Raw genomic sequence first — 14,369 nt, 5'->3', positions numbered from 1 at the left:
CTTATTGCTCCTTTACCAGCGTACAGAGCTCGCTCTCTTCAGTCACGGGAAAGTCTTTTTTAGCCAAAACAGCGATTGGAATTAACAGCAATAAAAATCCCCAGTAGCCCGTCATTTGGCTAAGGCTAGCAAGCAGTCCTTGGCCATAGCTGACAACCGCTATATGGGTTTCAATATAATGACTGGTCGGCATAATGACTCGCCACCACTGGGCAAGGATAGGCATCTCATGCACAGGAAAAGTCACCCCCATAAACGCAAACGCCGGGGCAAACATAGCGGTACAGAAGCTTATCACTCTCGCGCTATCTTTTAAGGCAAAGAAGATGGTGAGTACCATCAACCAAACGGCCAATAACATCACGGTTTGCGCCAACAAGATCACAGCTATGCTACCTGCGATAGGAAGCTCAAGAAACAGATAAATAAGCGCTAAAATAAAGCTACCATGGAGCAATACCAGCGGAGTATAAAATAACACCTTAGCCGCAATCACTTTCCACAAGCCAAGCTCATACCACTGCTTAGTCGTATTCCAGCGCAGTTCCCGATTAAGGCTATTAGCAAACACCATCATGGCCAAAAGCTGCAGTAGCGCAATCAACACTGGGGGCACTAAAAAGCCCACATAGTTAGTATTACGATTAAATAGCGCCGTTGTTTGACTACTGACAGGGCTGAGGTTAACTGCAACTCGTTCAGGCGAGACCCCAGCAGCCAGCAGTTTCAGCTCACCCAAAGGTTTCAACCCATCAGCCATAGTGGCTAATAGCTGGCTTGATAATAACTTACCCACTAGCAGGAATTGACTGTTATAACGGATATCAATGATTGGCGTTTTAGCGGTAAGTAGATCGCGGTTAAGGCCATAGGGCAAAACCAGCAAGGCATAAACCTCTCCTTGCTTCATTGCCGCTTCTGCACTTGAAAGCTCGCTATAACTTACAGGTTTAGTCACTGGGTTAGCTTGTAATTGACGTGCCAAAGATCGACTCACTTGGCTGTTATCCAGATCAACCACAGCAACAGGAAGCTGTCTTGGCAGACCTGCACTAAATAATAGCCATAGCCCGATGATGCTCAGCAGTGGAATATAACTAATTAACGCCAACTGCCACGGGTCGTCCAACAGGGCGGAGAACTCTCTCTTAAGCGCCTTTATCACAGCCTTAACCTCATAGTAGCCCTCACCACTTAAAGCGTGAACAGAACCGACATACCCACTCTTAAATCTGCAATAGCTTCATTCGGGCGCAACTCCACCTCAAAAGTCCGCATATCGAAGTCATGGCCACTTTCAGTTGCACGCCAAGTAGCAAAGTCCCCCATAACGCTAATATGACTCACTGTGAATTCCACTTCTCGAGCCAGTGCAGGGATAGTTAATTTAAGCACATCACCTTGCTTAAACTGCTTTAACAGATCTTCACGCACTTGGAACACAGCCCAGGCATCATTCATGTCGATTAAACTGACCACAGGGAAGCCACTTGGGGCCAACTCTCCCGCCTGCAGCAGTACTTCACTTATCTCACCGGTTTTAGGTGAACGCATTTGGCTATCAGCAAGAATGGCTGAGACTTCGTTAACTGCGCCTTCGGCCATACGCGCATTACCTGCAGCTGCGGCCTTGGTTTCAACTCGAGCGCCTTCATCTGTCATCTGGTACATGGCCAGTGCAGCTTGCTCGGTATAATTAGCCGCTTGCCACTGAGTAAAGGCTTCATCACGCTTCTGCCTTGCGAGTACACCTTCGTTAAATAGCACTTCGACGCGATCGAAGGTGGTGCGGGCCAACTTAGCCGCTGCTTGTGCTTTTAGCCACTGCTCTTTAGAAGCGGCGACTTGCTGCTTACGCGCCCCATTGTCCGCTTCTTGCTGCATGGCCAGCGCGGCATCACGGCCACCTTCAGCCTGCATCAACTTAGCTTTTAGCTCTGGGCTGTAGATCGCATATAACAGATCGCCCTCAGTAACCTTGTCACCGCGACGAACCAATACTTCTTCGACTCGACCAGGCACTTTTGAGGAGATGTTATATTCACGCGCCTCAATCTGCCCTTGTAGCATTTGTGGCTTAGGTGAATAAGCCAAGATTAATCCATATACCAGAGCGCCAATTAAAACGATGAATGCCACTGCGGCCAAGATGCGATTAGTACGCATTGGTGTCCCCTTGCTTAATACTTCTACCTATAAATTCATCAACCTGACCGCTTATCGCCATCAGTCTTGCGTATGCTTGTACATATCGATATTGTGCCCCAAGCTGCTGGGTGGCGACCGCGTTAAGCTTTAGCTCCGCATCCACCTTTTCGATTGAGGTCGACAGGCCCTGCTTAAAGGCGATATCTCGAAGCCTTTTATTCTCTTGCGCTAGGCTCATGGAAGTGTTTAACGACACCACCTCTTCTTGCGCCTGCAATAACTGACGATAGCTCTGATCCAACAATAAGCTCAGATCTTGCTGGGTCTGCGCCTTGGTGTACCTAGCTTGTAATAATGCGCTCTTAGCCGCCTCGACCTTTCCACCACGCCCATCACGGCTCAGTAGTGGCACGGTAACCCCAACACCTAGCATCCAATCGGGTTCGATCTGGGCAAATAGGCTGTCATCTTCGTAGAGAGTGTAATTACCATAGAGAAAAACTGTCGGTAAATAGCTGCCTTTCTCAACATCAACCAAGCCTTGGGCCTGCTCTTCTTTAGCTTCGAGTAACCTCAATGCCGGATGTTGATTAAGAGTGAGCTGCGTCAATTGCGGTAATGAGGGTGCACTGTGCAACATAAATAATGGCGAGGTGGTATCGACAGCTCGCTCATGCAGCATTCTAGACAAGGCGATCATCGCCATTTCAGACTGACGTTTTGCACTGCCATAACTGACGCGAGCATTTTCCAATGCGACTTGCGCATTGAGTCGCTCCACCTTGGCTATTTGCCCTTGCTCTTCCAGCTTTTCAGCTTGAGATGCGTGTAGCGTGAGTGAGTCCACCAGCTCAGATTGTGTTTGTGCTAGCGCCTCAGTCACGGCCACCGCATAGTACCTATCGACCAACTGCACAAATAGATCGCGAGTTGTCAGCTTCAGTTGCTGCTCTTTCTCGGCAACATGGGCTTCGTGGATCCCTTGAGCCGCAGTAATTTTTCCGCCCGTGTAGATAGGCCACATAGCCTGTAGGCTTGAGCGAAAGATATCTTGTTCGGTAAAGGGAGTGACAAACATTGAACCCGGGATCCCAGCGAGAGCGCCACCAAGAGCTGGCGGTAAGCTTGCGGGATCGAGGGAAGCAAGCGGATTTAGATCCCGTAGATCTAACTCTATCGGTTTTTCTAAGCGCGTATAGCTACCAGTGAGGTTAATCGACGGCAGGTTCATATCTTCACCCGCATCTCGTTCGGCCGCTGCACGATTGACCTCTTGAGCCCCCGCTTGCAGTTTATCACTGACGGTAATCAGCTGCTGCCATGCCTGGTCGAAGGCCATGGTTTTGGCCTGAGCGGTTAACGGCAAGACTAGCAAAAGAGCACACAACGAACGTTTCATCGACACCTCTAGAGTATTTACTCTAATTAATTAGTAGATACTAGCATTGCTAAGTTTTGCTCGCTAGGACTTAGTCGATTATTTGTTCGCTAAATCCTAGCTTTTCTGCCGTTGACTAAGCTGTACCACCAACGGTCAATTTATCCAGTTTTAATCTTGGCTGGCCGACGCCAATGAATATTACACTTTGGGCTTACGCCGTACCGCCAACGGTCAACTTGTCTAGCTTCAATGTAGGTTGACCCACACCAATGAATATTACACTTTGGGCTTACGCCGTACCGCCAACGGTCAACTTGTCTAGCATCAATGTAGGTTGACCCACACCAATGAATATTACACTTTGAGCTTACGCCGTACCGCCAACGGTCAACGGTCAACGGTCAACGGTCAACTTATCCAGTTTTAATCTTGGCTGGCCGACGCCAATGAATATTACACTTTGGGCTTACGCCGTACCGCCAACGGTCAACTTGTCTAGCTTCAATGTAGGTTGACCCACACCGACAGGAACACTTTGACCATCTTTACCACAGACACCCACGCCCTTATCTAAGGCCAAGTCGTTACCTACCATAGAGATCTGGCTCATCGACTCTGGCCCGTTGCCAATCAGAGTTGCACCTTTAATCGGTTGAGTGATCTCGCCATTTTCAATCAAGTAAGCTTCTGACGCAGAGAATACAAACTTACCCGAAGTGATATCGACCTGACCGCCGCCAAAGTTAGGCGCGTACACACCTTTCTTAACCGATTTGATGATCTCAGCAGGATCTGATTCGCCCGCTTCCATATAGGTATTGGTCATACGTGGCATCGGCAGATGAGCATAAGACTCACGACGGCCGTTACCCGTAGACAGCTCGCCCATCAAGCGTGCGTTAAGCTTGTCTTGCATGTAGCCTTTTAAGATCCCGTTTTCGATCAGTACTGTCTTCTGAGTAGGTACACCTTCATCGTCGATAGTTAATGATCCGCGTCGATTAGCTAGGGTGCCATCGTCAACCACTGTCACTAAATCAGACGCCACCTGCAGGCCGACCTTACCACTAAAGGCGCTGCTGCCTTTACGGTTAAAGTCGCCTTCTAGGCCGTGACCTACGGCTTCGTGCAGTAGCACACCAGGCCAGCCTGCACCGAGTACAACAGGCATTTCGCCTGCTGGAGCATCGATGGCTTGTAAATTCACTTGCGCTTGACGCACGGCTTCACGGGCAAAACCGAAACAGTATGGTAAGCCGTCAGCATCATCTTCAAGCAACACACTGTAATCGTGACGTCCACCGCCACCAGATGCGCCGCGTTCACGCTTGCCGTCTTCTTCTAAGATCACGCTACAGTTAAAGCGCACTAACGGACGAATATCTGCCGCTAAAGTACCGTCACTCGCCGCCACTAAGATCTCTTCATGGACACCAGACAAACTCACCACAACCTGAATAATGCGGCTGTCTAGGCTGCGAATATACGCATCAGCCTGCTTAAGCAGCTCAATCTTCTTCACTTCTTCCATCGCGGCGATAGGATCTGAGCTAATGTAAAGCGCCTTGCTCTGCTGCTGCTTCCAAGCGTTGACCTTACCTTCACCACCAGCGATAGCGATACCACGCGCCGCCGTAGCAGCGGCCTCTAGTGCCGCTGGGGTAATTTCATCGGCGTAAGCAAAACCGGTTTTCTCGCCAGTAATAGCTCGAACACCCACGCCACGTTCAATATGAAAGCTACCGTCTTTTACGATGCCATCTTCTAGTACCCAAGATTCATGACGGCTGCCTTGAAAATAAAGGTCTGAGAAGTCAATTTGATGCTTATGGATACGCTTTAAATAGCTTTGTAGATCATCTATTGCTAGCCCATCTTGCAATAAGCTCTGTCCAACTTGAGTTAAAAATGGCATCTCTTCTCTCTTCATATTGATTCGATAAAACATTTTGGCAAGTTGAGCCTCACATCGTGAACCTCAACTTGCCTTAAATTCATAGTTCGACTTGCTCTTAGTACTTGGTCTTAGTCGTTCGACTTCAGCACTGGCTCTGCAAATCGATTATGGGTCATCACAGGCATTTTAGCGCGGATCTCGTGCAAACTGTGCAGATCCACTTTCGCTTGTAGCCATCCGGTTTGTTGCGGTTTTTGCGCAATAACCTCTCCCCACGGGCTGACTATCATACTTTGCCCCCAGGTCTCTCGGCTACCCTGATTATGTTGCCCCCATTGGGCTGCGCCTAAAATAAAGCATTGAGTTTCGATGGCTCGGGCCTGTAGTAGTACCTGCCAATGGGCTTGCCCCGTCACCTTAGTGAATGCGGCTGGAACAGCAATAAGCTCGGCTCCCGCTTCTCGCAGAGCTCTAAAAAGGTCGGGAAAACGTATGTCATAACAGATTGCCAGCCCCAATTTACCCATAGGTGTATCAACGACAACTATCTGCTCGCCTGGGCAGAACGCATCGCTCTCGCGATACTGTTTAGTGCCATCTGTTACCTCGACATCGAACAGGTGTAGCTTATCGTACTGGCCCAAAATGCTACCGTCTGTATCGAATACATAACAGCGATTATAGACCCTACCATCTTCGGCTAAAATGGGAATGCTCCCCGCTACCATCAGCACTCGATAGCGCTTCGCTAACTCGGACAGTGCCTGCTTTAGCGGACTTTGCTCGGCATCGGTTGCATATTGCAGTTGCTGGCTTTCATGCCCGCCGAATAGCAGACAACATTCTGGCAAAACCACCAGTTGTGGTTCATCGCTATGACGCGGTAATTGCTTAAGCTGCGACTCGATAAACGCTAGATTGTCCAATACGCTGCGGCTGCTTTGACATTGCAGTAGGCTGACTTGCATCTACATCTCCCTCTAGTTTCCCGTCCGATGTCTCGTTCAATAACGATTCGCTCAATGGCGACTCGCCCTGTGATGACTCACGAATTGACGATTCGGACTCGGTCTTACTCTGCTCTACCTGCTCGCTTGGTTGACTCTCAACCACAGTTAGCTTTGCAGGCTCCTTGCGACTTTCAACAAAATCAGTGTTCGCTGGCGAAACAGCCTTCGGTTCCACTCCTGATGCAGACACACCTTGATCGGCTATAACCTTTGGCTCAGCTGTCACCTCTGCGCCAGCCTTAAGCTCAGGTTGGACGCTCACACCTGTGGCCACTTTCCCCATAACTTGTGGACCCATAGGCACTTGCTGACTTCCAGGCTCTACAGCCTTCTTAGGCAGGACTGACTCAGGGATCTCAATCTCTTTGCTCTTACGCTCTAGCTCCTCGAGCTTAGGCTCAGACATGGTACCTGTGAGTCTAAAGCGGATCTCAGAGATCACCTCGATCACAGGCTCTAACACCTTAGTCAGTGCAAATGCCCCCAGACCAAATGTCCAACCGCCGGTACTGAGCAAGACAACCGTCGGCACACTCGAAGCCAGTTGCGGTACGAAGCGAATATCATAATTTAGGCTTTCTGTGGTCAAGTCGGTATAACCCCGCACTCGCATATTGCCCGCTACCGCCTTCATCTCGGTATCAGTGGTCTTTACCACACCATTATCTAGCTTTAACGTTCCATTAAAAGAATCAAAGTAGAGGCCTTTACCAAAGACATCGGAAAAGTCTAAGGACAGTTTTCTTAACAGCGAATCTAAACTAAATAGCGAGAAGATACGTGCGCCCTTATCACTGACTTCTGATAGATGGCCCTTGCCAAGCTCGAAGCTCACGTCACCATTAAGTGTCTCGAGTGAAAACGCATAAGGTGCTCCAGTCCAAGAGATCTCGGCTTTGACCTCTGTTGGCGCATTCTTAAGTCCAGGATCGATCCCTAGCTGCTCAGAGAGATAGTCAAATTTAGTGGCATCTAAGTTGAGCTTAAATGAGGTCAAGTTCTTGCCCTCGCTCATATCCCAGTCACCTCGCCCCTTAAGCTCAACGTTTGGAGTCGTCAAAGAAACGGTCTGGATCTGATAGGATCCCCCCTTTGGCGTACCTTGCAGTACCAAGTGGCCTAAGGAGCGACCATAAAGGGAGAAATCATCGACATCGACCGCCAACGGAGGCAGGTTAGCCATGATGGTATCTGACTTATAATGCGCATTCTCTTCACTGCGCATTTTAGGCGCCATATGGAATTTACTCGCCACCACTTTTAAGCCCTGATTGACCCAATCAGGATAAAAATCGATACGACCATCAAACTGCTGTGAAGTCACATCAAAACGCCAAGCATGTTCGGTTGGCGCTGCGCTAAACGACATATCCACTAGTGGCTGCCCCATAAAATCAAATTGATTAAACTCGGCATCGATCGACACTAAAGGCGGAAAGAACGATGCCTTCTCTTGTTCGCTAGTATCTGTCGCCAGCTTGGTGACATCACTTTGGCTAACAAAACCTTGAATGATTGGCAGCCAAGGAGAAAACTCAGTGCTATCGAGATCGATCTGTAAGTGACCTTGGGTTTTGCGTAGCTGATCTCCAGGCTTAAATAAACGGCCTAAAAGAAGATCAAAATGCGACAGAGCATTGCCCGACTCGGCATCGAAACCACCCCAAAACTCTAACTGCTTGTCGAGCTTTATACCTAGAGAGGCCTGCTTATTGTCACCAATCAGCTCGGCAACCAACTGCTTAGCTTCACCTTGCTGCTTAGCAAAAGGGGCAGGAAGATTAAGCTCGGTGCCAATAAGCTCGGTTTCCACTCGAGCTTGAACTCGATAACCTATGGGATCGAAAATCAGCGTAAGATCGCCAGACCAATCGGCCTCCCCCGAATAATACTCGCTCAACGGATTATCGAGCTCTGCAGGTAAATCGGCGAGCTGCCATTGCCCTTTCAGACTCACATCGACACCGTAATTTTGGCTTATGCTCTCGCTATTGAAACTCAGTTGCAGGGGCTGCTTATACATGATGGCATTGAGGTCTGTCCCCGTTACCACATCATTAATAAACTGGATCTGTCCCGTGAGTTTCTCTAGCTGGATCCCAGGCTCTGTGATGTAGACGGGCGTGTCTTTAAAGTTAACCGTGCCTTTAATTACCTCTGACTCACCATCATACAGAGGAATGCTTAAATCGATCTGTCCGGTAATATCACCTGCAATTTGTACCACATCTAGGGTGGCACCTACGGAGTCAACCAAGGGCGATTGTTTGATCACCTCATTGGCTGCTTCTGCTTTAGTAGCAAGATCGGCTTTAACCGACAGCAGACTCTTTTCGCCTAGGGCCGGAATACCGATATAAGCGCCGTCGGCCTTAACATCGAGTAGCTGACCTCGGTTAACCCAGAGATCCATGGCATCGTTTTCAAAGAATGCCGACAGGTTAAGCTTATCGACGGCAGGCCAAGTATTTTGAAACTCAAACTCAGCTTCAGTCAGAGTAAAGCCAGCCTGAAAAATGCCATCATGTTGAGCATAAGGATAGTCACTAAAGGCACCGTGCCATACCACAACCGCATCATCGGTTTTACCTGCCTTTAACGCCTCGGTAAGGTAAGTGACTAGACCGCTGCTCATGCCATTTAATGGGAAATAGCGATGCGCCTTGGTAACATCATGGATATCGATATTAGCAAGTAACGCCATATGTACTGCATTGGCAAACTCCAGTCGCACGCCTGCATCAATATCGAGATCTGAATTACTAAAATGTACCTTAGGTAAAGAAAGTCCTAAGTCGCTAAAATTAAAATCACCTGTCAATGCATCCCCAGCAAATTGAAGGGGCGCCGAGAAGCCGCCATTAAAGTCGACAATATACTGCTGCTGTGGCAACTCAAAGCTGAGTGAGTCATTCAACATTTTCAAACTGGCATCAATAGGTTTCAGTCCAGGAATGGCACCACTCGCCTGCCAGGTTATCTGCTCTAAATTCAGTGTGACTAGCGGCTGCTCAAGCAGAGTATCCCAATGTGCTCGCAACTCAGTAACCTTACCCGCTGGCTTTAGAGACTGCCACGTATTAAGCCCATTAAGCTCAACGCCTGGGATCAAAGGCAGCAGCGGCAGTAACCTGCTCAGCTCAAGTTGATTGAGACTAGCATCTATCCCTTGCTCATTCTGTCTCGCAAGCAGCTGAGCCTTAGGCCAAGGCTGCTCATTGGTTGAAAAGTTAAGATCCTGGCTCGCTAATAACCAACCCTGCTGGTTAGGCTGCCAAGATAGTGTGCCAGACTCGATGGTAAATTGTTGTGGTTCATCATTTAAGGACCATTCCAGCCAGCTTGGCTGGAACTCTACGGTCGCGCCATCGAACATCCGGTTGGAAAATCCAACCCAAGCTTGTAGATTGACCACGCCTTCTAACGGCAAACGCTTGCTGGTATCGAAAGGATTTGGCTGTCTCGAGGCCCACTCGCCGATATCGAGAGAGCGAGCGGCGAGATAAAATTGTCCGACGAGTGATTCGGGGCGATAGCCACTGCCCTTAACATCCACACTCAGTGCGAGCTGCTCAACTTCAGAGGCATCTTGATCGAGAAACAGCTTACCCTCACCGCGATGACGGCCATTAGTATTACGCCACTTCATATCTTTGATGAAGATAGGACGGTAGTCTTGATCTTTGCTTAAAAGCTGAAATCTGGCGTCGGTAATCGAAAAACGATCTAGCTGCTCAAGCAGTAATTGATAGAGCCAGTCCGTTTGCAACTTGCTGTCAGGATCCCGAGGTTCAAGCGCCTTTAATCGATCAAGATCTAAGGCAACATTCACGCCATCAAAGATGACATCTTCAATCTGTGGTGTCGCGGTGATCAGCGTCTGCCAGAAATCAAGTTTCACATGCACTCGGTCAAAAAGCAGGGTGACAGGTAAGTTTTCCTGTGCGGGTAAGACAAAGTTTTTAACCGTTAATGCCGGGCCATAAGCCTGCCATTCTGCCGCGAGCTGACCGACTTCGACTTCGACTCGATATTCGGCTTCGACAAACGCAATCAGCTCCATACGGACCTGATCCAGCTGCGGCAACAGCCCCCTAAAGAGGCTGACCATTAGCGCAAATAACACTAGAATAATGGCTAAAAATTGCCAGCAAAAACGTGTCAAATTAAAGGAACGCTTTTTAGGCGCACAGGTATCTGATGGCACTACATTATCACCACATCAAATTTATTCTGCGCGTACATTGGCTCGCTCTGTAGCCTCACTCGCTTACCGATATAGACTTCTAACTCGCCGAGCAGATGACTCTCATCACCTTTTAGGCTTTGATAAACGGCTGGCGAACAATAAACTAAAAACTCATCGGCATCATAGCCACGATTTAAGCGAATGATCTCTCTAAAGATCTCATATGAAACCGTTTCAACCGTTTTTAAGCTCCCCGTACCTAAACAAGACGGACACTCACCACAAAGTACATGCTCTAAACTCTCACGAGTACGCTTGCGTGTCATTTCAACTAAGCCTAAACCTGAGAAACCACTGATATTGGTCTTAACGCGGTCGTGAGCCAACGCCCCTTCTAAGCTCGCTAGCACTCGCTTCTTATGCTCGCCATTGAGCATATCGATAAAGTCGATAATGATAATACCGCCTAAATTACGTAAGCGTAACTGACGGGCAATTGCGTGAGTGGCTTCGAGGTTAGTGTTAAAGATGGTTTCTTCTAGATTACGGTGACCGACGAACGCCCCGGTATTAATATCGACCGTGGTCATGGCCTCGGTTTGATCTATGATCAGGTAACCACCAGACTTAAGCTCAACTTTACGCCCGAGTGCGCGCTGCACTTCATTCTCGACATCATATAGGTCAAAAATAGGCACTGGGCCATTGTAGTGCTCAAGCTTATCGGCAATCTCAGGCATAAACTCTTGTGCAAACTGCTGCAGTTCTTCATAGGTTTGCGCTGAATCAACTTGAATTTGATCCAGTTCAGTGCCGACAAAGTCACGCACGATACGCACAGGCAATGCAAGGTCTTGATACAGCAATGACACGCCACGACGCTTACGACGTTCGCAAACTTTGGCCCATACCCGCCTTAAAAAGCCAGCATCTTGCACCAATTCATCTTCACCCGCACTCTCTGCTGCGGTGCGGATAATAAAGCCACCATCGTCATCAACAAATGGCTGGGTAATTTTTTTCAGTCGAGCACGGACTTCCTCTGACTCGATACGCTGAGAGACTCCAACATGACTTGAGCCTGGCATAAAGACTAAGTAACGAGAAGGAAGGGTAATGTCGGTAGTTAAGCGCGCGCCTTTAGTGCCTAATGGATCTTTAACCACCTGCACCATGATGTCTTGGCCTTGCCTCACCAGCTCAGCAATGTCGCGCACCACAAAGTTACCTTTCTCAACATCGGCAACACACTCTGTGTGGGGCACGATATCGGAAGCATGCAAAAATGCGGCTTTATCTAAACCGATATCGACAAAAGCAGCCTGCATACCGGGCAAAACACGACTAACTTTACCCTTATAGATATTGCCAACTAAGCCGCGCTTCATGCGGCGTTCAATATGGACTTCCTGTAAAACACCATGCTCCACTAAGGCTACTCGAGCTTCGGTTGGTGTTACATTGATTAAGAGTTCAGAGCCTATTTTTCTCTGCACTCTGTTTTGCGCGAATCGACTTCTACTCACAACTCACCCCACTTAGGGAAATAGCTAATTTAAAAAGGATTTGGCGTAGATTGTGATCCTGCGAAGTGGGGAGGTACATCCCCACCAGCGAGTTAAAGTCTGCAATGATTGATATTTTATAGCTTGGCTACTCAGGCCTAGTTATTACTGTTTCTTATCGCTATAAAACTTGCATCTCACACAACAACGCACGGGTTTCGACCAAAGGTAACCCGACTACCGCGGAATAACTTCCCTCGATAGCTTCAACAAAACTTCCACCTAAGCCTTGGATCCCATAGGCACCCGCCTTATCCATCGGCTCACCCGTGGCAATATAAGCCAAAATATCAGTTTCGCTTAGGGTGCTAAACTGCACCTGTGTTTTAACTAATCGACTTACCGTCTTAGTGCCATCGGTTAGGGCTACGGCTGTCATCACTTGGTGCGCCTTACCCGATAGGCTTGCCAAGATCTCCGCAGCATTAACCTCGTCGATAGGCTTGCCCAAAATGGTTTCGCCTTGCACCACGATCGTATCAGAGCCTAACACCACGGCTTGTTTACCTGTACCGTATAAGGTCAGGCCTGCCATGGCTTTCTCCTGTGCTAATCGCAGCACAAACTCTTCAGCAGACTCACCAACTTGATGACTCTCATCAATATCGGCCGCCAAGATCTCAAACTCGAATGGTATGGCACGGTTAGTATTTAAAAAAGCTAACTGGCCTAACAATTCTTTACGACGAGGCGAGCCCGAAGCGAGTACTAACTGCATATTGAGTACCTTTTTTTGATTCTAACTAAGCTAACAAATTCAAAGATGAATCTGAATCTGCGAGCTAATGAACTGGCGTCTATCTCACCTTGTACAGGCGTCTTATACGGCGCAAGAGCCAGAAGATCCATGGCCACATTATCAAACTGGATATTGCTGGATAGAACAGGCTAATATCAAACACTGCGGACTCGGTAACAAACTGTACCCAAAATACCACGAGGTTATATACTGCGACCTGCATGGCCACCAATAAAGCTTGTTGCCACATAGGGAAATTACGTAAGCGCTGAAAGTGCAATACCACAACATACACCACAACTGACATAGCAAAGGCACGAATACCTAAGGTTGCCCCGAGTAAGATGTCTAGCATCACACCAAGTAGCCATGCCGTTAAAATGTTATATCGATGAGGTAGTGCCATCGCCCAGTAGATAATAACCAGTAACAGCCAATCTGGGCGCCATGCTTCTACCACATCTGGTAAGGGCATAATTTGAAACAGCATAGCCACTAATAGGCTTAACCAAACGACCCAACGGCCATTTGCGACATGTAAACTCATTGAGTGCTCTCCTGACTGGCCTTTATCGCCTCTTCAACACCTTGCGGTGGTGTGAGCTCGCCATCGTCAGATTCAATATCTGGCCAAAGTAGTAACAGATAACGAATTCTGTCTAAGGCCGCTAGAGGTTGGGCGATAACGGTAGCGTAATTCTTACCATCATCTTTTTCGACACTCATGATTCGAGCAACGGGGTAGCCTTCAGGAAAACGCTTACCCAGACCGGAGGATACCAGTAGATCGCCGACACGAACATCGGTACTCTTTGCGACATGCCTTAGCTCTAGCTCATCGAGCACGCCTGTGCCAAATGCCATCAGTCGAACATCATTACGGGTAATTCGTACCGGAATACCGTGGGTGGTATCGGAAAGTAATAACACTCGGCTGGTGAGCTCACTCACCTGCACAACCTGTCCCACGACACCTTGAGCGTCAACCACAGGTTGGCCAACAAATACGCCGCTACGTGAACCATGGTTGAGTACCACATACTGACGAAATGGGTCGCTTGCCACTTCCATGACTTCGGCAACCACCTTCTTGGCATCCATATGTACAGGAGAGCCGAGTAATCCGCGTAAACGATCGTTTTCTTGGCGAAGATGTTCAAAGCGCTGTAAGCGTTCACTCATCAAGAGTTGATGACGTAATAGCTCTTTATTTTGCTTGGCCAACATATTACGCGTAGCGAGACTTTCGGCGGAAAGATCCAGTAAGGCGCCAGGAATATTAGCCACATATTGCAAAGGGCTTAATAGTGAAGAGAGGGAATTACGCACAGGCTCTAGCCTGTCGTTAGCGACAAGCAAGATCACCGACATAATGACTGCCAGTGTTAATCTAAATTGGTTGGAAATACCGCGAGCAAAAATAGGCTTCATAACAAACTA

General features: G+C 48.4%; 10 protein-coding genes. All 10 read right to left on the bottom strand.

The annotated features are described in order from the left end of the window. Position 1 precedes the first annotated feature (1 nt). The 10 genes from Q1A86_RS08725 to mreC all read right to left on the bottom strand — a co-directional run bounded on the left by Q1A86_RS08725 (position 2) and on the right by mreC (position 14,360). Positions 2–1,165: an ABC transporter permease gene (locus Q1A86_RS08725; protein WP_299805483.1), complete on the bottom strand. Its 1,164-nt coding sequence runs from the start codon at positions 1,163–1,165 to the stop codon at positions 2–4. A 29-nt stretch (positions 1,166–1,194) separates the two neighbouring features. After that, the gene (locus tag Q1A86_RS08720) at positions 1,195–2,166 is read right to left on the bottom strand and encodes an efflux RND transporter periplasmic adaptor subunit (RefSeq protein WP_299805481.1); all 972 of its coding nucleotides are present in this window, start codon (positions 2,164–2,166) and stop codon (positions 1,195–1,197) included. Then, entirely contained in the window at positions 2,156–3,547 is a 1,392-nt protein-coding gene (locus Q1A86_RS08715) for a TolC family protein (RefSeq protein ID WP_299805478.1), read from the bottom strand. The genes Q1A86_RS08720 and Q1A86_RS08715 overlap by 11 nt, the downstream gene beginning before the upstream one ends. Positions 3,548–3,995: 448 nt before the next feature. Continuing rightward, positions 3,996–5,444 (bottom strand): metalloprotease TldD, encoded by a 1,449-nt coding sequence (gene tldD, locus Q1A86_RS08710; RefSeq protein WP_299805474.1) that lies wholly within the window; start codon positions 5,442–5,444, stop codon positions 3,996–3,998. Between the two features lie 110 nt (positions 5,445–5,554). Next, entirely contained in the window at positions 5,555–6,394 is an 840-nt protein-coding gene (locus Q1A86_RS08705; protein WP_299805472.1) for a carbon-nitrogen hydrolase family protein, read from the bottom strand. Continuing rightward, positions 6,318–10,643 (bottom strand): YhdP family protein, encoded by a 4,326-nt coding sequence (locus Q1A86_RS08700; RefSeq protein WP_299805470.1) that lies wholly within the window; start codon positions 10,641–10,643, stop codon positions 6,318–6,320. Before Q1A86_RS08700 ends, Q1A86_RS08705 begins: the two co-directional genes overlap by 77 nt. Next, positions 10,643–12,151 carry a ribonuclease G gene (rng, locus tag Q1A86_RS08695; RefSeq protein ID WP_299805468.1) on the bottom strand — a complete coding sequence of 503 codons (1,509 nt, stop codon included), beginning with the start codon at positions 12,149–12,151 and terminating at the stop codon, positions 10,643–10,645. The genes Q1A86_RS08700 and rng overlap by 1 nt, the downstream gene beginning before the upstream one ends. Before the next feature lie 160 nt (positions 12,152–12,311). After that, positions 12,312–12,908, bottom strand: coding sequence for a nucleoside triphosphate pyrophosphatase (locus Q1A86_RS08690; protein ID WP_299805465.1), 597 nt, complete (start codon positions 12,906–12,908; stop codon positions 12,312–12,314). A 79-nt stretch (positions 12,909–12,987) separates the two neighbouring features. Further along, positions 12,988–13,476, bottom strand: a complete 489-nt coding sequence (gene mreD / locus Q1A86_RS08685) for a rod shape-determining protein MreD (protein WP_299805462.1) — start codon at positions 13,474–13,476, stop codon at positions 12,988–12,990. Then, positions 13,473–14,360, bottom strand: coding sequence for a rod shape-determining protein MreC (gene mreC / locus Q1A86_RS08680; RefSeq protein ID WP_299805460.1), 888 nt, complete (start codon positions 14,358–14,360; stop codon positions 13,473–13,475). The genes mreD and mreC overlap by 4 nt, the downstream gene beginning before the upstream one ends. Between the last annotated feature and the right edge of the window lie 9 nt (positions 14,361–14,369).

The organism is uncultured Shewanella sp. (assembly GCF_947497935.1).
Classification (GTDB): Bacteria; Pseudomonadota; Gammaproteobacteria; order Enterobacterales; family Shewanellaceae; genus Shewanella.
The sequence above is the reverse complement of the archived record's forward strand: the minus strand, read 5'-3'. Positions and strand labels throughout refer to the sequence as shown.